Source organism: Paenibacillus montaniterrae (assembly GCF_018403185.1).
In the GTDB taxonomy this organism is placed as follows: domain Bacteria; phylum Bacillota; class Bacilli; order Paenibacillales; family Paenibacillaceae; genus Pristimantibacillus; species Pristimantibacillus montaniterrae.
Window position 1 is genome coordinate 39,935 of the sequence record NZ_BOSE01000014.1, and the last position, 21,543, is coordinate 61,477.

18 protein-coding genes and 1 pseudogene are annotated in these 21,543 nt (G+C 43.2%); 5 read left to right on the forward strand and 14 right to left on the reverse strand.

Going from position 1 to position 21,543, the window contains the following annotated elements:
• Window positions 1-44: 44 nt before the first annotated feature.
• Window positions 45-521: a MarR family transcriptional regulator gene (locus tag KJS52_RS24785; protein ID WP_213519979.1), complete on the reverse strand. Its 477-nt coding sequence runs from the start codon at window positions 519-521 to the stop codon at window positions 45-47.
• Between the two features lie 129 nt (window positions 522-650).
• Between KJS52_RS24785 and KJS52_RS24790 the strand changes: the two genes are divergently transcribed.
• Both KJS52_RS24790 and KJS52_RS24795 read left to right on the forward strand, forming a co-directional pair.
• Complete coding sequence (locus KJS52_RS24790) at window positions 651-1,154, forward strand: RidA family protein (RefSeq protein ID WP_246563930.1); 504 nt, start codon at window positions 651-653, stop codon at window positions 1,152-1,154.
• A 24-nt stretch (window positions 1,155-1,178) separates the two neighbouring features.
• Complete coding sequence (locus KJS52_RS24795) at window positions 1,179-2,675, forward strand: monooxygenase (protein WP_213519980.1); 1,497 nt, start codon at window positions 1,179-1,181, stop codon at window positions 2,673-2,675.
• A 71-nt stretch (window positions 2,676-2,746) separates the two neighbouring features.
• Here the strand turns inward: KJS52_RS24795 and KJS52_RS24800 are convergent, their stop codons facing one another.
• The 8 genes and pseudogenes from KJS52_RS24800 to KJS52_RS24835 form a co-directional block, all read right to left on the reverse strand.
• Window positions 2,747-3,922 (reverse strand): MFS transporter, encoded by a 1,176-nt coding sequence (locus KJS52_RS24800; RefSeq protein ID WP_213519981.1) that lies wholly within the window; start codon window positions 3,920-3,922, stop codon window positions 2,747-2,749.
• Window positions 3,923-4,052: 130 nt separating this feature from the next.
• Window positions 4,053-5,129: an LLM class flavin-dependent oxidoreductase gene (locus tag KJS52_RS24805; protein WP_373871390.1), complete on the reverse strand. Its 1,077-nt coding sequence runs from the start codon at window positions 5,127-5,129 to the stop codon at window positions 4,053-4,055.
• A 90-nt stretch (window positions 5,130-5,219) separates the two neighbouring features.
• On the reverse strand, window positions 5,220-5,501 hold the full coding sequence (locus tag KJS52_RS24810; RefSeq protein ID WP_213519982.1) for an ArsR/SmtB family transcription factor: 282 nt from the start codon (window positions 5,499-5,501) through the stop codon (window positions 5,220-5,222).
• 167 nt (window positions 5,502-5,668) lie between these two features.
• A pseudogene (locus KJS52_RS24815) lies at window positions 5,669-5,927 on the reverse strand (MFS transporter); the annotation flags it as partial.
• 73 nt (window positions 5,928-6,000) lie between these two features.
• The gene (locus tag KJS52_RS24820) at window positions 6,001-7,617 is read right to left on the reverse strand and encodes a xylulokinase (protein ID WP_213519983.1); all 1,617 of its coding nucleotides are present in this window, start codon (window positions 7,615-7,617) and stop codon (window positions 6,001-6,003) included.
• A gap of 440 nt (window positions 7,618-8,057) precedes the next feature.
• Window positions 8,058-9,245, reverse strand: coding sequence for an MFS transporter (locus tag KJS52_RS24825; RefSeq protein ID WP_213519984.1), 1,188 nt, complete (start codon window positions 9,243-9,245; stop codon window positions 8,058-8,060).
• A gap of 130 nt (window positions 9,246-9,375) precedes the next feature.
• Window positions 9,376-9,678 (reverse strand): ArsR/SmtB family transcription factor, encoded by a 303-nt coding sequence (locus KJS52_RS24830; RefSeq protein WP_213519985.1) that lies wholly within the window; start codon window positions 9,676-9,678, stop codon window positions 9,376-9,378.
• 79 nt (window positions 9,679-9,757) lie between these two features.
• Window positions 9,758-10,363, reverse strand: coding sequence for a TetR/AcrR family transcriptional regulator (locus KJS52_RS24835; protein ID WP_213519987.1), 606 nt, complete (start codon window positions 10,361-10,363; stop codon window positions 9,758-9,760).
• Between the two features lie 192 nt (window positions 10,364-10,555).
• Between KJS52_RS24835 and KJS52_RS24840 the strand changes: the two genes are divergently transcribed.
• Together KJS52_RS24840 and KJS52_RS24845 are read left to right on the forward strand one after the other, a co-directional pair.
• Window positions 10,556-11,335: a nuclear transport factor 2 family protein gene (locus KJS52_RS24840; RefSeq protein ID WP_213519989.1), complete on the forward strand. Its 780-nt coding sequence runs from the start codon at window positions 10,556-10,558 to the stop codon at window positions 11,333-11,335.
• Between the two features lie 95 nt (window positions 11,336-11,430).
• Window positions 11,431-12,612 (forward strand): YhgE/Pip domain-containing protein, encoded by a 1,182-nt coding sequence (locus KJS52_RS24845; RefSeq protein WP_213519991.1) that lies wholly within the window; start codon window positions 11,431-11,433, stop codon window positions 12,610-12,612.
• A 74-nt stretch (window positions 12,613-12,686) separates the two neighbouring features.
• Here KJS52_RS24845 and KJS52_RS24850 read toward each other — a convergent pair whose 3' ends face one another.
• The 4 genes from KJS52_RS24850 to KJS52_RS24865 form a co-directional block, all read right to left on the reverse strand.
• Window positions 12,687-13,592: a carbohydrate ABC transporter permease gene (locus KJS52_RS24850; RefSeq protein ID WP_213519993.1), complete on the reverse strand. Its 906-nt coding sequence runs from the start codon at window positions 13,590-13,592 to the stop codon at window positions 12,687-12,689.
• A gap of 14 nt (window positions 13,593-13,606) precedes the next feature.
• A complete protein-coding gene (locus KJS52_RS24855) occupies window positions 13,607-14,566 on the reverse strand; it encodes an ABC transporter permease (protein ID WP_306433598.1) in 960 nt (319 codons plus the stop codon).
• A gap of 35 nt (window positions 14,567-14,601) precedes the next feature.
• Window positions 14,602-16,242, reverse strand: a complete 1,641-nt coding sequence (locus tag KJS52_RS24860; protein WP_246563932.1) for an extracellular solute-binding protein — start codon at window positions 16,240-16,242, stop codon at window positions 14,602-14,604.
• Window positions 16,243-16,407: 165 nt separating this feature from the next.
• The gene (locus KJS52_RS24865) at window positions 16,408-18,564 is read right to left on the reverse strand and encodes a helix-turn-helix transcriptional regulator (protein WP_213519995.1); all 2,157 of its coding nucleotides are present in this window, start codon (window positions 18,562-18,564) and stop codon (window positions 16,408-16,410) included.
• A 114-nt stretch (window positions 18,565-18,678) separates the two neighbouring features.
• On the opposite strand from KJS52_RS24865, the gene KJS52_RS24870 reads away from it, so the two are divergent.
• Window positions 18,679-19,509: a helix-turn-helix domain-containing protein gene (locus KJS52_RS24870; protein WP_213519997.1), complete on the forward strand. Its 831-nt coding sequence runs from the start codon at window positions 18,679-18,681 to the stop codon at window positions 19,507-19,509.
• 894 nt (window positions 19,510-20,403) lie between these two features.
• On the opposite strand, the gene KJS52_RS24875 is transcribed toward KJS52_RS24870, so the two are convergent.
• Window positions 20,404-21,462, reverse strand: coding sequence for a DUF6602 domain-containing protein (locus tag KJS52_RS24875; protein WP_213519999.1), 1,059 nt, complete (start codon window positions 21,460-21,462; stop codon window positions 20,404-20,406).
• Between the last annotated feature and the right edge of the window lie 81 nt (window positions 21,463-21,543).

The window sequence follows — 21,543 nt, forward strand, 5'->3', positions numbered from 1 at the left end:
CCCGATTGTTATTGATCTAACCTATGTACAGTTTATTGGGTACATTAACGATAGAAGTCAACCATATCCCCAAACAGCCGTTTAATAAATTCAAGCTCACTTTCGCTGTATCTTTCCAAAAATTCGTACATTCTTTGCCTTTCCTTCGCATGGAGCTCATGATGAGCAGCAAATAGCTTTTTACCGACAGGCGTTAGCCGAAAATACACTTCCTTTTTGTTATCATTGAGTTGGGCTTTTCGCACCCAACCTGCCTTTAGCAATTTATTTGCGATCTTGGATGTATTTCCTTTGCTTAAATTTAATCTCTCCGCGATGGAAGTGAGATTGATCGGCTCCTGCTCTCCGATGCACGCAATCGTGTGCAGTTCCGTCATATTCAAGCTGAATTCCGATTCAATATGCTTCCGAATATCCTCCAGATATGTGGCAGTTATTCGAGTTTCATATTGCTCTTTTTGCTCAAGAAACTGAACGAAAAATTCATGAATGGCGGTTTTATTTTTACTGACAGTATCCATGGTTATGCTGGCTCCTTGACTCATTTGTTTTATTATATCATAGATTGTTTTCTGAGAAACAAACGGATAAGCTCATGAGGTTGGGGTTGACAGGATAGCGAGCGACACAGTACAATAAAATTGTTTCATATGAAACAAAAATTATATATAATTTTGATTACTCTTATTTTAAAAGGCACTAAAAAAGTTTCTAACGAAACCATAACTAATGATGGAGGTGCATACCTGCCTATGGAAATCGTAAATCCGAAGACATTGACGGATAAGGTTACATCTGTAATTTCTCATGTCGTGGTAACTACTGCCTCTAAACTGGCCTTCATCTCAGGTCAGGTTGCTGTAGATGAAACAGGCGCATTGGTCGGTTCAGGGGACTATTACGCACAAGCGATTCAAGTATTCACCAATCTCAAGCATGCATTAGAAGCCGCACAAGCGGAACCATTGTACATTGCACAAATGAATATCTTTGTGGTAAACCACAACCCGGAACTGATTTCGATTATTTTTGACGCTGGATTTCATGTGTTTGGCTCTAACTGGCCGAAGACAGCAAGTACCTATATAGGCGTTCAAGCGTTAGCCGACCCTGAATGGCTTATCGAAATAAATGCTATCGTGATCTTCCCATAATGTTTAAGAAAAGAGGTTATTGATATGAAATATGAAGTCATTCTGATCGGTGGCGGACCTGTCGGCATGATGCTGGCTGGAGAGTTGGCATTAGCCGGTGTAAAGGTATGCGTCATTGAGCGATTAAAAGAGACAACCCCATATTCACGTGCGCTTACCGTGCATCCACGAACTCTTGAAATATTAGATATGCGTGGGGTGAAATCACAATTAATCAGTAAAGGCCGCTTACTTTCAAGAGGACATTTTGCAGGATTAGAAACTCCTTTGGATTTCTCGGCATTGGATTCTTCCTCCAATCATACTCTCTTTTTACCACAGAGTGAGACGGAGAAGGTGCTGGAGGAATGGGCGCTTGGCCTTGGTGCAGAGGTCTGGAGAGAGGTCGAGGCACTATCTGTGCATCAGGATGCGGATGGCGTCGATGTTAAGATCGCCGGTCCTAATGGAGAAACAACGTTACGAGCTGCTTATGTGGTAGGTACGGATGGAGCCAAAAGCTTGGTTCGCAAGCATGCCAATATATCGTTTGAAGGTACAGACGCGACCTTCACAGCTATTTTGGGGGATGCCGTTCTATCTGATTTGGCTCCTATGAGTGTCATATCCCGGATTACAGAACAAGGCTTGGTCAGCATCATGCCGATCAATGATCATATCTATCGGGTCTTAATTATCGATATGGAGAGACGTAACATCTCTAAGGATGAGCCCGTTACATTGGAAGAGTTTCGTTCATCGCTCATCCGCACGACCGGAAGCGACCTGGGATTGAACGATGTGAAATGGATGTCCCGTTTCGGAAATGCGACGCGGCAAGCGGGACGCTATCGGAATGGTCGATTGTTTTTGGCGGGAGATTCGGCGCACATTCATTTTCCGGCTGGTGGACAGGGAATGAACGTTGGCTTACAAGAAGCAATGAATTTAGGCTGGAAGCTTGCAGGAGCAATCAAAGGCTGGGCTCCGGGCTGGCTACTGGACAGTTATCATACCGAACGTTTCCCATGGAATACGGCCTTGCTTCGGAATACCGAAGTCCAAACCATGCTTCTGGACGCGACTCCTACCATCACAGAACTGCGAAGCATGCTGGCTAATTTGATTCGAATACCGGAGGCTAATTATCAAATCGCTGCACAGGTTTCCGCCATGGATGTACATTATGCACCCGACGCCGAAGCACCTTCCCATCCTTTAAACGGGAAACGGTTCAAGGATCTCAGCTTAAAGCTGAAAGATGGGCAATTGATTAACTCCTATCCGCTCCTGCACAAAGGTACTTTTCTACTGTTGCAATTCCATTCTAATGAACAGAATAGCGGTCAATGGGAAACGTATAACAACCTTCAAGTTGTACATGCCTCTTTGGCTGAGGCAGACACGGCTTGGAACGACGTCCACACCGCGCTTATTCGGCCGGATGGACATATTGCCTGGGCGATTTCTCTATCTGATCCAAATCCAATGCAAACCATAAATGAAGGAATCGCTCGCTGGTGCGGAAATATTACGAATTAATATAACAATACCGTCTAAGCGTTGTTGAATAACGCTTAGGCGGTATTGTCATTTCTGAGAAAGAAGGTACTTTACGTTCTGTTTCGTTCCGCAGTTGCAGATCGGCGACGCACGGATAATGAAATAATAGCCGGGATCAGTCCAATGGCAACGAAAGCTCCGCCAAACAAACCAACTGATGCTAGCGAGATGCTTTCTACAACGATGCCTCCAATTACAGCCCCTACAGCCATGCCCAACTGCACCATAGAATTATTCAAACTCAGGATGATCCCCGAAGCCTGGGGAGCCATGCCGATTAAATAAACTTGTTGAACCGGTCCCGTTGACCAAGCGAAAAAGGACCATAACATAAGCAAAGGCAACACAATCATGGACGAATGGGAGAACGCCGTCAGTAATAATAATATTCCTGAGTGAAAGAGCAAGCCTCCAATCATCGTACGGGGAATACCCCATTTATCTGCACCGTAGCCGCCTGCTTGGGAGCCTATGAGACTGGCCAGCCCAAACGCAAACAACCCGACATTTACCATCCCTTCACTCATCCCCGTAATATCCAGAAGAAACGGCGTTATATAGGTGTACAGCATCGTATAGCCTAGTATCCAGAAAAAACTGATGGAAAGCGCGACAGAGATTCGGGGACTTTTTAATAAGGCAAGCTGTTCCCGAATAGGAACGGGAGCCTCTCCTTCCGATTTCGGAATCGTCAGCAAAAGGACCAGCATCGCGATCAAGCTCAGGGCTCCGACTCCCGTGAAGATGATTTTCCAATCATGTGAGCCCGCAATGATTCTTCCAAGCGGAACCCCTAGAATAAGTGCGAGGTTAAAGCCCACCAGAACCGTGGCAATAGCGCTGCCCTGTTTTCCAGGTTGAGATATTTTAGCGGCAACCGTCAGGGCGACGACCATAAATACCCCTGTGCTGAAAGCCAAAATAATTCTTGCTCCAAGCAGCATGACGTAGCCTGTCGTAGTGACAGTGATCAAGTTCCCGACGAAAAATAATCCCAAAGCCGACAGCATAAGCTTTCTTCGATCCATTTTTGCCGTAAGTGCAATAAGAATCGGGGTGCCGATTGCATAAGCAAGTGAGTAGACCGTAATCAACTGCCCGGCCGCCGCTACCGACACTCCAATATCACTTGCAAGCATATCCAAAATCCCCGCAATCACGAACTCTGAAGTTCCGACTAAAAAGCTGACAATCGCTAAAATATAAATTTTCCATGAATTTCTCATAAGTTTCTCCTCTTTTAATTCTATATTTCTAAATCTATCGAAATCATAAACAAAAAAATGAGTGCTCCATTCGCCGGTTTCATTTCTCGGCCTAATCAAGCCTCCCCGTTTCAAGCGTCCGGCCTCTGCTTTAGTCGTTATGTCCAGACGCCTGGCGGGCGAGCTCCTTTCGGACAATCGGTGCTACTTTGGTGCCTAGAAGCTCAATCGTCCGCAGCAAGTCGCGATGCGGCAGCGAACTAAAATCGTTGTACATCATAAAGCGAGTCAAGCCAAGGTTCTTATGGAGCAGCACGATTTTTTCTGCGACGTATTCGGGATCTCCGACGTAAAGAGCGCCGTGAAGACTGCGGGCTGAGTCGTACGAGTCTCGTGTATAGGTAGACCAGCCTCGTTCCCGTCCAATGTGGTTCATTTGACCAGCCATGACAGGGTAATACCGCTCAGCTGCCTCTTGTGTCGTATTCGCAATAAAGCCATGCGAATGTGTAGCAATTTGCAGCTTATTCGGATCGTGACCGGCTCTCACAGCGGCTTCTTTATAAAGCTCCACTAAAGGTGCGAATCTTTGCGGCGCTCCGCCTAGAATAGAGAAGACAATCGGAAGTCCCAGCAAGCCGGCCCGAACAGCCGATTCCGGGCTGCCCCCTGTGCCGATCCAGACAGGCAAAGGCTCCTGCTGTGCACGGGGATAGACGCCCATGCTGTCAATCGCCGGGCGATGACCGCCACGCCAGGTCACCTTTTCGGATGCGCGAATCTTCAACAGCAGTTCCAGTTTCTCTTCATACAATTCCTCATAATCTTTCAGGTCATAGCCGAATAGTGGGAACGATTCGATGAACGAACCCCGTCCGGCCATGATCTCCGCTCGCCCATTCGACAGACCGTCCAACGTTGCAAAGTCCTGATATACCCGCACCGGATCGTCTGAAGATAGCACCGTTACAGCGCTCGAGAGCCGGATCCGCTTCGTTGTAGCTGCAGCTGCTGCCAGAATGACAGCTGGCGAGGAGCTTGTGTATTCGATCCGATGATGCTCGCCGATGGCATAGACGTCAAGGCCGACCTGATCTGCCAATTGGATTTCTTCGATTGCTTGGCGCAGCCTCTCGGCATGCGAGACACCGCCATTTCCGGGATTTGCATGGAGAAAGGTGCTCATTCCAATCTCCATTGTATTTGTTTGACTGCTTATACCGCTCATAGCTATTCTCTCCTTCTTAATATTGGATTAGGGATAATGAATTCCATCGTTTCTACTGTTCTAAAAATATAGAAATGATTTTGAAAAAAATTACGCCAACAAAAATGGCGCAAATTTTTCCGCTACTTTTCGATTGACGTTATAGTGAATAAACGATCCATTCTTGCGAGAATCAATCAAGCCAGAGTCCGTCAATTGCTTTAAATGATGCGATAGCGTCGAGCCTGCAACCGTTTCAAGCCTTTCGCCGACAGCCGTGAAGCATAAATTACTCTCCTTCGCGAGCAGTAAAGCGATTTTCAAGCGGGTTGGCTCCCCCAAAGCTTTGTACACTTTAACCGCTTGCCCGATATCTTCTTGATTTTCTCCCACTGTATCCACCTCCCCGCACATCTTCTGCAGTTCTATAACTATCGAAATCAATATTAGCACCATATCGTTCAAATGTAAAGGGCGTATTTGTTTTGATACCTATAATCATGCATCATCTTCCGAAAAGCAGAAGATGATGCATGATAGTCGGTTTCAATCAGGTGCAGCAGCCACGAATGCGTATAGGTAACGGTTAGAGAAAGGAGAAGCAGCGCTATGACGTGCAAGAGCATTCCCCCTGACAGCGTCGGGAATACGCCCCATTTATCCGTGCTGAAACCGCCGAATTTCGATCCGAGCAGGCTAGCGATGCCGAAAGCCAACAGCCAACAGCACTCCGCTCATTATCCCTTCCTTCAATCCGGCAACATTAAGTAGATATGGTGAAATGTAGGTGTAGGCGATCGAGTATCCACCAAGCCAGAAAGTCGAACACTTATGCTTTGCGGATGATTGCCATCCGGCGCGCATTGTTCCAGGAGGTTGCTTTTGTTGGGTATCATTTCTTCCAGTTTTCTACAAAATAATCTACCGCCGCCTGCTCAATTACCAGCCCTTCTGTGTATCGCTCCATAAACAAAGCAAAGCCATCCACATCTGCGCTGTCTGGGTAAACCTCTTGTACTTCTGCATCATTAAATACTTTAGTGGTAAGATAATCTACCAAGCTCTCGTGCTGTTCCTTGTTAATCATATAGGATGCCAAAATTGCCATCCCCCATGCGCCACCCTCTCCAGCTGTAGACATGACCGAAACAGGAACATTCAGTGCTGCGGCACACATTTTTTGACCGACAAGGGGCGTTTTGAACAACCCGCCATGTGCCAAAATACCATCAATCGTTATATGCTCTTTCAGTGTCAAAATATCCATTCCGAGCCTTAGCGCAGCAAATGCGGTATAAAAATGTGTTCTCATAAAGTTAGCCAAATTGAAGCGGCTTTCTGGGGAACGAACGAACAGTGGACGACCTTGTGCTAGCCCGGTAATGCTCTCGCCTGAATAGTAGCCGTAGCTTAGCAAGCCACCTCCGTCGGCGTCAGCTTCCAGTGCTTTATTGAACAATACACTGAATATCTGGTTTGTATCAGGTTTTATTCCCATTGCTTCATAAGATTCGCAAAACAATCTGACCCATGCATTAATATCGCTGGAGCAGTTGTTAGCAAAAGTCATACCGACGGGGCTGCCATCAGGTGTTGACATGATGTCAATCTCAGGATACACCGTAGATAAATCTTTCTCCAGTACAAACATCGCAAAAATCGATGTGCCTACGGAGATATTACCGGTACGCTTTTTAACGCTATTCGTAGCAACCATGCCTGTTGCGCCATCACCTTCTGGGGGACATAGCGGAATGCCATTTTGCAAGCTGCCTGATGGATCTAATAGCCTTGCACCTGCTTCAGTGAGATACCCGGCATGCTCACCCGCGGTATGAACCTTAGGCAAAATATCTTTGAGATTCCACGGGTAGCCTTTATCGGCAATTAGTTCGTCGAATTGCTTCATCATTTTTTCATTATATTGCTGTGCAGATTCATCGATTGGAAACATACCAGAAGCATCCCCTATTCCAAGTGCCTTGCTGCCAGTCAACAGCCAATGTACGTAACCCGACAACGTTGTAAGATAATCTATGCTAGTGATATGATCTTCATCGTTTAAAATCGCTTGATACAAATGTGCGATGCTCCAGCGCTGAGGAATTTTAAATTGGAATTTCTCGGTTAGCACCGATGCAGCTGTACTCGTTGTAATATTGCGCCATGTACGAAATGGAACCAATGGCTCGCCTGCTTGGTCAAGTACAATATAGCCCTGCATCATAGCAGAACATCCGATTGAACCGATTTTTTGCAGGATTACGCCATAATTATTTTCAATTTCTTGCTTTAATAGGTGATAGGTTTCTTGCAACCCATTGATTATTTCGTTGAAATTGTAAGTCCAATAACCGTCAATCAATTGATTTTCCCATTCATAAGTGCTGGAAGCGATTATTTCAAAATTGTAATCAATCAGTACAGCCTTAATTCTTGTAGATCCAAATTCAATCCCAAGCGAGGTTTCTCCTTTAAGTATCGTCGCCTGCTTAACATTTTGATCCATGATGGCTTTAGCCTCCTTTAAAATGTATGAGGAAAAGTTTAGGTTGTCTTGGTGTAATGATAACATTCATAACTTAGTTTGTCTATTAAACAAACTAAGTTATGAATGTCGGATTGTGACATCTACTTCACCGCTGCTCGCAAACTTATTTGCTTCTCTTGTTTTGCGCAGCCCTTTACTGGAGCAACTTTGTCTTACGCTTTGGCGAAGATTACGTTCCGCGACACCGTTTATGTGGTCTCCTTCGTTCTAATCGGGATGCTGCTTCACCTCAATGAAACGCATGATTGCAGCCTCGATTACCTTAACGCAAGTTCTCATCCTTTCTGGAGTAGTTCTAGCCAATGTGCAGGGACAGCGAACAAGGAAAACACAAGAGGATAAACAAGCCAAAGGGATCGCTTTAGTTCAACGCTCCCTTTGGCTTTTAAAATGGCAACTTATCCGGAATACTCTGCGGTACGTTGACGGCCGGCACTCATTCGCATCCTCAAGAACGACACCACCACGATCGCAATAGCGACTCCAACCATCCCGACCCATGTAATGGATGACAAAGACACACGGTCGACCATCACGCCTCCAATTGCAGCACCCGCAGCCATGGACAATTGCATCATGGATTGGTTCAGGCTCAGCATAATTCCAGAATAATTCGGTTCAATCCGAACCAGATTGACTTGTTGCGTTGGACCGGAGGACCATGCCGCAAACGACCATAAGATCAGGAGGATGACGATCGGCAGCCACGAATGCGTATAGGTAACAGTTAGTGATAGGAGAAGCAGCGCTATGACATGCAAGAGCATTCCCCCTGACAGCGTCGGGAATACGCCCCATTTATCCGTGCTGAAACCTCCGAATTTCGATCCGAGCAGGCTAGCGATGCCGAAAGCCAAAAGCACTCCGCTCAGTATCCCTTCCTTCAATCTGGCAACATTAAGTAGATACGGTGAAATGTAGGTGTAGGCGATCGAGTATCCACCAAGCCAGAAAAAGGTAATCGCCAGCCCTAGCGCTACGTTTCCGTTTTTCAAGAAGGCAAGTTGTTTTGACAGCGGAATCGGTTTATCGCCTTGAACTCGAGGGATGATGGCGTACAGAACGAACATAGCCGCCAGACCGGCTAGTGCCAATATACCAAAAACAGCTTTCCATCCGAGTTGAGCTGCAACGATACGTCCAAGCGGCACGCCGATAATCAAGGAAGCGGTAAAGCCCATCACCACTGTAGCAATCGCGCTGGCTTGTTTGCCTGGGGCGGCAATTTTCGCGGCGATGTCCAAAGCGGTTACCACGACCATTCCCGCGCCTAGAGCCATGATGACGCGAGCTGCGAGAAACGATGCGTAGCCAGGCAAAGCGAATGACAGTATATTCCCAATTACGAAGATGCCTAGCGCCCAAACCAGCAGTTTATGTCTTTCCACCTTAGCAGTCAACGCCATAAGAATCGGGGTGCCAATCGCGTATACAAAGGAAAAAATCGTGACTAACTGCCCCGCAGAAGTAACGGAAATCCCCATTGTATCCGAGATCTTATCCAAAATGCCGGAAATAACGTACTCTGATGTACCCACCAAAAAAGTAACTAATGCCAATAAATAGACTTTCCACGTATTAGACAATGCATTCACTTCTCCTTTTTGTTATTTAATAGTTATCAATATGAGGACCCGTTCAACGAATATACATATCGTAATATGTCGATATGTTTGATCAAAAAAAACTGAATACGTTTGAGGTATTCAGTTTAGATTAGAGTTTCTGGTTCAAATATGCAGCCAACTCGCTGATCTTCTCTTCGTCTCGCTTGTAGTACGTGTACTTGCCAATCCGCTCGGTTCGAATCAATCCGGCCCGTTGTAGAATGGACAAATACTGTGACGCTGTCGACTGTGTCATGTTCAACTTATCCGTCACTTGACTGACACACACCCCGATTTTCCTCATATCCACTCCTTCATGGGGCACAAAATGTTTTTCGGGCTCCTTAAGCCACTGTAAAATTTGTAATCTCGACTCGTTAGACAACGCTTTGAACACTTCAATTGGATCCATGCCTTTTATTATATCTACATTTTGCGATATGTCAATCTCACTTAGTGTTTCTCCTCCTCCACCTCTACTCTCGCTGATTTTATTCCTCTACGTCGATGCCGGCAGCTCTTAAGTGCCCATAGGCAACGATTTTACTAAACTGAGCTGAAACCTCACTTGCAGAAAGGGGCTTATCGTTTTTAATCCACCAAATTACAATTCCCATAAAAGCAGATCCGAGGTATTCGATCAGCAATTCCTTGGATATCGCTAATGGGGAGTTTTGCTGGTCAAGTTTCCACCCCTCAATTAATTTATCTTTAACGATATGCTCCATTTTCGCTTGAAACGGATAGATTCGATTCTCTTCAATTAACATGGAACGGTAAAAAATCATATTTAGAGAAATATGCTCCAGTACAGTTTGCATAACCGTCTCGAGTAGAGAAATGCTGAAAGGATTCATGCTGATCGGACAAAGAAGAATGGCGTCCTTTAAATCGCTTAACAGTTCATTCATACATGTATCTAATAAATCAGGCTTGTTTTGGTAGTGGAGATAAAACGTATTTCGATTGATCATAGCCCGATCGGCAATATCCTGAACCGTTATCGCCTCGTATCCTTTTTCCTGAATAAGCTCATAAAACGCCTTTCGAATCGACTGTTTCGTGCGCAGTATTCTTAAGTCGGTTTTCTTATTCATTATTTTCATTCCCCCAAATTTTTTAGGTCGTTAAGCGACAACGTTTTATTAGTTGTCTGTTATCCATCATAACTAAAAATATTGAATATTGAGTGTTATATTAACCTCTATTATAATGAGCATCAGATAAATAAACAACGTACTGTTCATTATTTATCTAATGACCAAAAAATTTCCAAGGAGGATATTTCAATGACATCTAACCAGCAAAATGAGCTTGTTCGCAAGGCAGTCGCCGTCCTGGAAAGCTTCGAGAGCGGCAACCCCGAAGCGATTACGGCTTACGTTCATCCAGATCAATATATTCAGCACAACCAGGCTTTAATCGACGGTCGTGACGCCATGCTTGGCGCACTGGATCATTTAAAAGAGATTGGTACTAAGGTAAGCATTAAGCGGACTTTAGTCGACGGAAATGTTGTGGCACTACATTCTGTATATGATTTTCACGGCCCTAAAATCGTATTTGATATCTTCCGTTTTGAGAATGGACTCATCGTTGAACATTGGGATAATTTGCAGGAGATGGTGGAGAAAACACCAAGCAATCATACGATGATTGACGGACCGGTGACGATTAAGGATATCGACAAGACGGAGGCCAACAAAGCATTTGTCAAAAGCTATGTAGAGAACATCTTGCTCGGGAAGAACCCTGACTTGCTTCACACTTACTTTGATGGAGATAGCTACATTCAGCATAGTCCACATATTGCAGACGGCCTTTCTGGTCTTTACGCTGCTTTGCAGGCGCTGAAGCAAAGAAAAGTTGAGTTTCAATATACGCATGTCCATCAAGTCATTGGACAAGGTGATTTTGTTCTTGCCGTGAGTGAAGGTCTATTTGATGGTCAACCTACTGCCTTCTACGATTTGTTCCGCGTACAGGATGGAAAGATCGCGGAGCATTGGGACGTAATCGAGGCCATTTTGCCGGAAGAAAAACGAAAAAATACGAATAGTAGATTTTGAAGTTAGATTTTGCAGCTGAATCTAAAGAAAGACATCGCCGAATTTCATTTCGGCGATGTCTTTCGCTTCACGAGTACGACGATGGGGAGAGGATCATGAAAATACTGACACAAAAAATGATGTGGCTTGGATTAGCGCTCGTCCTGATCGTGTTGATCGTATTCGGGGTAGCGATGATGGGGTCGGTGCTTGGATCGAAGCCTAAGGAGCTCCCGGTGGCCCTCGTTGTCCTTGACCAGCCGGCGGAACTTCCAACAGGAGGAACGATTTCGGTTGGAGAAATGATTCGGGAAAAGTTGCTGTCAGACCCGGCAATGCCGTTCGTCTGGCATCTCGTGGATTCCGAGGAAACGGCTCGGGAAGGGCTGGATAACCGCGAATATTACGGAGTGATGGTCATTCCGGCGGATCTGAGCAGCGGTTTGCTCTCGTTAGCCACCCCCTCGCCGATTCATCCTAATGTGAAGATCATCGCCAACGAAGGGATGAACAGCCAAGCCTCGTTGGTCGTAAGACAGGCTATGAGGCAAGCGATGCAAATGATAAGCGAGGAACTGTTGCAGCTGCTGCTCGAGCAGATCGGACAGCAAACGGAGCAAATTCCTGTTGAATCGGCTGCAGCTTTAATGACACCGGTGACCGTTCAGGAGGAAGTCGTGCATCCACCGGGAGTGAATAATGCGTCGGGGAATGCGCCGGGGTTACTGACCCAGATCATGTGGATCGGCAGTCTGGTGACCGGGATAGTTTTGTTCCTCGCTAGCCAGAAGGCGGTCGCCGCGGGTTCAAGGAGATGGACAGTGAACGTGCTGCAAGCTATCGTAGGACTTGCGACCGCCTGCATAGCGTCGGGCTTCACCGTATGGATGGCTTCCTCGTGGTACGGCATGGAACTGGCGAACGCGAGGGAGACTTGGTTGTTCTTATGGTTGGCTGGATCAGCGTTCTTCTTGTTGCAATCTTCATTGCTCAATTGGATCGGATTCCGGTCTATGCCTCTGCTCGTCCTGTTAATGTTCTTCTCCATGCCGCTGCTGAACATGGCTCCTGAGTTCTTGACACAGACGACGCGAGATTGGATCTATTCGTGGACACCACTGCGCTTCGCAGCGGGAGGGTTGCGGGAACTGATGTACTTCGGCGGACTGGATGCGGTTAGCTCGAACGCCTACGTTTTGTGGGGCGTCGCCGTAGGATTTTTGCTCCTCCTGCTCGTTTCCGGATTTAAGGTCAGTCGAGCGACTGATGCGCCCTCTACTCCTGTTGCAGGGGATTAAAATGTGGTGTGAATAATCCGCTATGAAAAATACCACCTGGCTGCTAGCTGCCAGGTGGTATTTTTCATAGCGGATTAGCCTTTTACAGCACCAATCATAACGCCTTGTTCAAAGTACTTTTGAATAAATGGATACGCGCAAAGCACTGGTATCGTAGATACAATAATAACACCGTACTTTATCTGATCTGCGAGTTGCTGTGCATAAGCGCTTGCTCCTTCACTTGCTCCCGCCATAGCTTGATTGGAAAGTAAAATGTTGCGTAATACTATCTGTAATGGCTGGAGTGAATCGCTGTTCAAATAAAGCAAAGGAGAAAAGAAGCTATTCCAGTGACCAACTAAATAATAAAGCATGATAACAGCAATTACTGCTTTGGATAGTGGCAATACAATGGTCGCAAAGTATCTAAAATGCGAACAACCATCTAATACTGCTGCCTCATACAGTTCGTCTGGAATCGAGCTTTCGAAAAATGTTCGAGTAATAATTAAATTGTATACGCTTACTGCACCAATAACAATCATAATCCAAGGCGTATTGAGCAGATTTAAGCTCTTTACTAGCATATACGTTGGCACCATACCACCACTAAAATACATCGTAAATACAAACAATGTCATTACCACTTTACGTGGACGAAATGCTCGTCTTGAAAGGGAATATGCGGCTGGAAGGGTTACTGCCAAATTCAGCAATGTACCAACAACTGAATAAATGATTGTATTTCTGTAACCAATCCAAATTTGCTCATTTTTAAATATCTGCTGATAGCCGTACCAGCTAATATTTTTCGGAAGCAAAACCACCTTCCCCTGACTTACCAAAGCAGGGTCGCTAAACGAGGCTATTATAATAAAAAACAACGGATAAGCGACAATTAAAAATGCAGAAATTGCTATAATTCCAACAACAATGTGGAAGGCTTTGTCAGCAACATTGGGTTGATGAAGCAATGATCCGACATTAGGACTACTCATATTATCACACCCTTTTAAACCAAGCTAATGTTTGCCGCACGTTTTGCTAACTGATTGGCTAGTATCAAAAATAAGAAATTAATAAGTGTATTAAACAGTCCGACAGCCGAACCAAAACTGAATTGTCCGGACATAATTCCTACATTAAATACATAAGTGGAAATCACCTCGGACACCGACTTGTTCAGTGCATTTTGCATCAGAAATGTCTTTTCAAAGCCAACACTCAAGATCGTTCCCATATTCATAATTAGCAGAATAATAATTGTCGGTAAGATCGAAGGAATTTCTATATGCCGCACTTGCTGCCACTTATTCGCTCCGTCTACTTGACTCGCATCATATAAGTTTCTGTCTACCGCTGATAGAGCTGCAAGAAAAATAATGCTGTTCCAGCCAGCCATCTGCCAGATGCCTGATAGAACATATACCCAGACGAAGGCAGAGGAACTCCCTAATAAATTCATGTCCTGTGGAATGAGATGCATGGCTTTTAGTGCATTGCTAAACAGCCCCGTTGTAGGCGAAAGCATGATTTGTAGAAGAGCAACCATTACTACAATAGAAATGAAGTATGGTAAGTAGAGCGTTGTCTGAACTATTCGCTTAAATGCCTGTTTACGAATGGAATTTATAACTATTGCCAACAAAATCGGAATCGGGAAGCCGCAAATAAGCGAAAATAAGGAAATAATAAATGTGTTGCGCATAGTTGGCCAGAACATTGGGCTCTCAAAATATTGCATAAAATATTTTAAGCCCACCCAATTACCGCCTGTTATTCCCTTACTAAAATCATAGTCGCGAAACGCTAACTGCAAGCCATACATCGGCCCGTAGCAAAAAATGATAATATAGATAGCTGCTGGCAATAACATTGCCCAAAGCTGCCAATCTCTCCAGATGGATAGACCAGCAATGCGTGTACGTCGCGCCAGATTTAGCTTACTTCCTTTTGCATCTGCTTGATACACAGCAAAATCTCCTTCCTATCCTTTAGGCATACTTATTATAATTGAGCTAAATACGCCTCATAGGCTTTCTGACGAATTTCAAGGTTTTGTTTCATTCCTACATTGTTGACCTGTTTAACATAGTCATTCCATTCCGCTTCAATATCTTTACTAGCATCTGTCATCCAGATCGCCCAGCTCTGATCTGTAATATGATTGATGTTCGCTTGATTCATTGCAAGTATGTTGATGTCCTCTTGACTGTATTTCATAAAACCTTGTGGATAGACATTAATTCTTACATCGGCTTTAGCTAACAACTGATCGTACGTTGATTTTTCTTCAACTACTCGCTGCATGTCTTCCCCAAGCGTTAACTTTTGCTTCATCTCATCACGAATGTAGAATGCTCCCATATCGGCAAGTGAGTTCGTCCACTTCCATGTGCCTGGGTCAAGCTGCGCATCCGCAGGAGGAAGTACTTGATATGTGCCGTCACCATTATCTTTAATTCCCTTGTCCGTATCATTCATACCACCGAACAACACTTCAATACTTGTTTTCTCATCATACATTGCATCAATGAATTTCATTGCGGCTTCTTTGTTCTTCGTTTTACTGCTCATTGCCACCGCATTGCCTGAGTAGCCGATTTGATAATGATCGTAGCTCCAGTACAATTCATGAGTTGAATCGGAGTGCTGCTTTAGCTGTGGTAGTGCAACGTATTGACTTCGCAGCTCATTACCGAATCGATCTCCACTTTCCCATCCCCATGTAAAACCAACTTTAGCAATATTACCATCGCCACGAGCTAATGATTGATACTTCGAGTAGTCCTGCGTAATAACTTCCTGATTAATTAATCCTTCTTTATACAGCTTTTGCAAATAAATCATCAACGTTTTGAATCGATCATCAATCAAAAAGTTCTTTACTATGCCGTCTTCAACAAAATAACCATTTTGCGTATAGTTGCTTAAAGGTAATCCTAAGCTTCCCAACAATAATCTGGGAGAATATGACGAGGTTATTTTGTCAAAGTCCATTGGTATCTCATCTGTTGTGTCTCCATTTTGGTTCGGATCGCCATCACGGAAGGCAATAAGAACGTCCTCTAACTCATCCCAAGTAGTTGGCAGCTCTAAACCAAGATTGTCCAACCATGTTTTATTAATGAACATAGTCGGACTTGTGTCAGGCCATACCGATCTGTATCTTGGTACTCCATAGATTTTCCCATCTATCGTTTCAGCGAGTACCTTTGCTTCAGGATGGTCGTTGAACATTTGACTAATATTTGTAGCGCTTTCATTTATGAGTGGACTTAAATCCTCAAATAACCCTTGATATTGCACATAATCAGCATCAGTTGTCGCATTAAATAATAGATCTGGTATTTCGCCACTTGCAAATAATACACTTTTTTTCTGATCCCAATCCGCTGAAATTTGCTGCCATTCGATTTCAACACCAACAGAATCCTGTAGGTCATTCAGCCATTGCATCGTGTTCACATCTTTAGTCAGACTATGCTTTACAACTAAAGCTGTTAGTTTTACCTTTTCCGAGCTAGCAGATTGGTTCGTGTTCTTAGAACTGTTATTATCATTATTCCCCCCTCCCGCACACCCAGCTAAAGCAACTGTTATTAAGCATCCCGCCAGTGCCGTTGTAAAAAGCTGTGTCATTTTCATATTACGTGTCCCCTTTCTCATTCAATTTTTCTCAGCCATATAAGCAATGGCCTTGTAATCATTTTAGGTAGCATAATCGAGCATGGAAACGCCGAAAATTTGAATGAAACATCGGATAATTTTATATTTATATACGTAATTGAATAAATTGACGGTTTTCAAATATCAGATGCTATCATTTACTTCATATTGATATCGATTGCGATACACACTTGGCGTAACCCCTCGTAAGCGCTTAAATTTTTCAGTAAATACAGGCGTTGTGCTATACCCGAGCTTTTTAGCTACGTTATTAATTTGCTCACCCTCCGCAAGCATCTTCTCAGCTTGCTGGATGCGCATTTCGTCAAGTACATTAGATAATGTTTGTCCTGTTGCCTTCTTGAATTGATGACTCAGATTAGAGGGAGAGGTACCGAATTCTGCCGCCATGTATTTAATAGAAAAGTTCGGGGAAGTATAATTGTCGTTTAAATATTTGATTATATTGTGCAAATTACGAGGAATCTTGCGTCTTGATACCCTCTCTACAGTTTCTTGATCCAGTAATGAGGATTTCCAGGAATCCATCACCAGATGAGTTGTCTCAACATCAGCTATAAACAGCTCACTAATTAAAGCCTTCGCCTTCTCAAGATCTCCTCGACATATAATCGTACAGGTAGCCATTAGAATAGCACCACGCATCGATTCATTATTACAACTGATCGCTTGCTTAATCATATCAATGGAAAATTCTAATTTATTATGATTTTCCGTTTCAATTGCTTCTTGCAGCGCCATTAATTCAAGTATTGGGTACTTGGGAGAAAGCTCCGATTCATCTGAAAAAGTACCATTAAAAGAAGATACACTTTCATACGCCTTACGAATATTGTTTACGCCCTCAACGATGTTGCTAACAACTACATTCGCCTCGTTGGCGCGAAGCTCGGATAACCAAACCTCAAGCTCCTCTTTCTGCCAATCTGATGCGATTAAAAACAAATATTTATTTTTTTCAATATAGATTGAGTAAAAGTCTATTTTTTCAATCGCCTTAGCTTCATTAGATCTCAACATATCAAACAAATCATTATTTTCAACAGTATTATCCATTACTAAGCATGCAAACCAGCGTCGATCTACTCGAATACCCTCCGCTAGACATGCTTCGTACAATGAACTTTCAGGAGTTAAATCATTCACTAATATTTTGTATAAATATCGTTCGCGATGAAGCTCCTTCGATGATTCCTCTAACGTCTGCTTAGAATTAATTAGATCGTCTATCGCATAATTAATGTACTTAAACTCATCAATCATTCGTTCATGCGCAGCGTTAGCAGGGCTTGATAAGCGTCGAATAATTTGTTGGATCGGTTCGTAGCTTTTTCTGGTGAAATAGAGCACTAATATAAAGCTCACTGTTATTACTCCAAATGTCACTAATGTTTCAAGTAATATAATAGGCAACTGACGTTCCATAATTAGCTTCTTTTCTAACATCCACTTTACAGCAATGCCGTCCTGTGAATAGGTATACACAGGTCCGCTTGAGCTTATTGTGTCTTCTTGACCATCTAAAAACTCCTCATTAAATATTGCTTCTCTAATAGCATTATCGGATGAATAAATGGGTACGTCATTATATGTAATAAGACTGGAAATTCCATCTTTCCCTCCCCATATATTCGATAGCGATTTGTCTGATACGATAAACAATAAATAGGATGCGGGGGGAGCATCCGTTAATAGCTCTAAAGGTATCGCAAACAATACACCGTCCACACCATCAGCTTGACGAACGCGAATTGATCGTATGTGATTGCCTTTTTGCTGCAAGCTATGGAAGCCTGCCGCTTGTAATTCCAACGAGGAACGATGATATGGAAGTCTTGTTAAAGAAGGCTGGCTTATTTGTCCGAAAAACTCGGACACTGCTTTTACAGTAGTAGACGTATAAACCAATCCCGCTTCGCGATTGTAATAGCTAATATTGCTAAAAAAAGATGTCGATAGCATTGAATCTTTCAGTTCGTTAGTTATAGCAAAAAACGTTTCATGCTCATCGGCTTCTATCAGATTGCGAGTGGAGAATATATGGTTCAACCTTTGCTTATTAATTAACATGTGCATTGAAACCAATTGAGTTCGCATGAGCTCTAGCTTTTGCTCTGATTCAATCGTCAAATCGCTTTCTATCGTACTTATATTGCGCGTATATAGAATGCTAAAGTTGACGATAGAAACAATTAACACTGGTATTAACAATAAAACCGATAATATCATTACATTTTTACGCTGCAAGCTACCCCACTTTACTTTCATTTTATGTTGCACATTCATCCCTCCCTACTTTATGCAATAGTATAATGATCTTTTATTGAAATTTCCTTGCAGATGTAGCATAATTTATTGCGTAAAGCGACTATTTCATTAAGGGAGATAAAATAGATGATAGACTATCTTTATGATCCTGTTACAGAGGATGTACTCCTCTTGCATATGAGCAGTTGCAATTACAAAAGCGTGTTTCATCGCCATAATGGCTATGAAATTTATTTATTTTTACAAGGTAATGTCAATTTTTATGTTGAGCATTCCTGCTACAAGCTTACGAGAGGAAATATTCTTACTATACGTCCCGATGAATTTCATCGTGCCGATTGCCTTGACTCCTCATTATATGAAAGAATTGCAATTAACCTAAAGCTACCCTTTCTCGAACAACTCTCTACTCTGCAAACTGACTTGCATCGTTGTTTTAGTGGCAATCTAAAAGAACGAAATCATATTACAACTCTAAGTGATCCCGAAATAAACGAATTTCTTATGTTAACGCAAAAGCTTAAAGCGGTTATTCACTCTAATAAATACGGTGATGATATCTTAACTCGTTGCTATATATCTCAACTGTTACTTTTAGTTAATAAAGCGATGCAAAATGATAAAGTGGAACGATCACCTAACATTATGCCCAAGCTGCTTTCTGATATTTTTGAGCTAATTGAAACCAATATTACTGAACCCATTACACTAAAAATGCTTTCAGACAAATTATATTTAAATGGGACGTACATTAGCAGGAAATTCAAACAGATTACAGGACTAACTTTACAACAGTACATTATAGAAAAACGCATAGCCCTAGCTAAGCAATACTTACTTGAAGGTCAAAGCGTTACCGATACATGTTATTTATCCGGGTTTAAAAATTATTCAAATTTTATTCGTACCTTTACCAAGCAAACAGGCATCTCGCCTGGCAAATACAAAGCAACTTAGTGCTAGACAAAACGCAAAAAAAGCCCTCAAGATCGTGATCCTGAGAGCTTAGTGTATGTAGTTGGTGCTGGTGAAGGGACTTGAATGATTTTTTTAGTCTGTCTACTTGACAGGGAGCATTTCAGGACATACAAAGGAAAAGCTCTATGTGCCTAAATGTTGAAGTTTTATGGGAAGAAGCACTAGTCCATTCAGTGGCGTGATTTTACTTCCATGGACATTGAGAAAATGCAAATTTGGAAACGCCTTGACGATATGTAGATTTTTTAATAGAGAAGAATAACCGACGGTAAACGCATTGATGTGTTCGACACCTGCAAGCGCACAGAAATAATCGATTAGTGCTGCTGATCGACCTCTGTCCCTAAACTATTTAGAAATTCAATAGTATCGTACTCTGGTCAATTCGTTTCAAATCGTGATAGGCCGTTTCTTCTATTTCGAGATTATCGAAATTCAGTTCCAAATCCATGTGCCCGCCTTCTTTTTTCGAGTTATTCTTCAAGACGTGATGATGTCATGTCACCTATCATTTTACGTTAATGGAGAGTCTCGAACTTTTCCCACAAAACTGGATACTTTGCTTCCAGATGCTCCTCGTCCCAATCGAAATCAAGCGTCGAAAATCATACTCGTGTCCTCTTAGTACTACCGGACAAAAGGGTTATACGTCGAGCAGGTAGAGGCCTGGCGGGATGCTTGCATGCAGGCCGATGGTGGCGTTCCCGCCCAGGCAGACAAGCTGCAGAAAGAGCTTCGCACCAAAGAGCAAGAGAACAAAGCCTTAAGCTTTCAATAACTCCCCGACAATTCTGGAAGCGCTAATATTCTCCCTCATGCGGCTGGATGAAATAATATATTCCTGTATACCACTAACATCGTACATGGCCAGAATCATTGACCTTCCCCTTTCTTTGGCCTTTTGTTCAAATTTTTCCGGAACATGTTCACATATGCCTGATGCGGGAAGAAGATCGGATTATTAATCAGCATTAGCATTTGGTTCAACTGGAAGGTAAGAGATAACACGACGTTCTCCGTATCGGTAACGGTCTCAGGTTTTTCTTCGATTCTTAGCATCGATAGCGTGCCTTCTACCCTTTTTTGCACATCTGCTATTTTTTCATATTTATCGCTTTGTTCACCGTATCGGTCCCAATCATGATGGTTGAGCTTCCTGTACCATTCATGATAGGTGGCTTCCTCGTCAGGGATCGTTTTCGTGAGTATGCCTTCCTTATCTACATTCAGGACGATGTCGAAGAGACTATTTTTCTCCTTTAATGCTTCCGTGACACCGTCCTCGAGAAGTGCACACAGAATTAAAATAGGCCTTGTGGATGTTTGGGACTTTGCCTGCGAGAATCGGGCATTTTCTTGTTCGTTGCCTTTCTTTCCGGCGTGCTCGGTGACAAACTTTTGATAGGCGAAATCCAAACTGTTGTCCACTAAACCGTTGTGAATGCGGACAATGGAGCTTAACGATGTTTTTAATTTGACTATCGATTTTGCCCAATCTTTGGCTCCTTTTATCTTCGTACTCTTGCACTGTACGGCTACAGCAACGGCTTCGATTGGGATGAACTTTATTTTCCCATAATTAAAAATATAAGGTGTGTACATTTCGTCAAAAATGGCAATGTCGACTTCATTTGAGATTTGACCATCCGAATCGATGATGAACACACCTTGCTCCAGACAAAATTTTCGCGGCACAATTTGTGCAAATAACGACATCCATACTTCCTCACGATAGGTGCCGGTAGTCAAATCATGGTTCGGTGTACTGAGTTTAAGCTGCTTGGCAAGTGATTCTGCGATCCCTTGATAATTGTCGATAATTTTAGCGACAACTTCTTTCTCCTGCTTCTCTCTTTTTTCCGCCTGTTGTTCAATATTCGTTTTGGCGTTTGCGCCAACTTTTTTACTGCTCATCTTCAGCACCCCTCTCATTTCGATCTCCTCCTTGAAATGTTCATCACTCTAAACCTTTAGAACTATTTTCTAGGTTTATCGACTCATAATTACAAATTC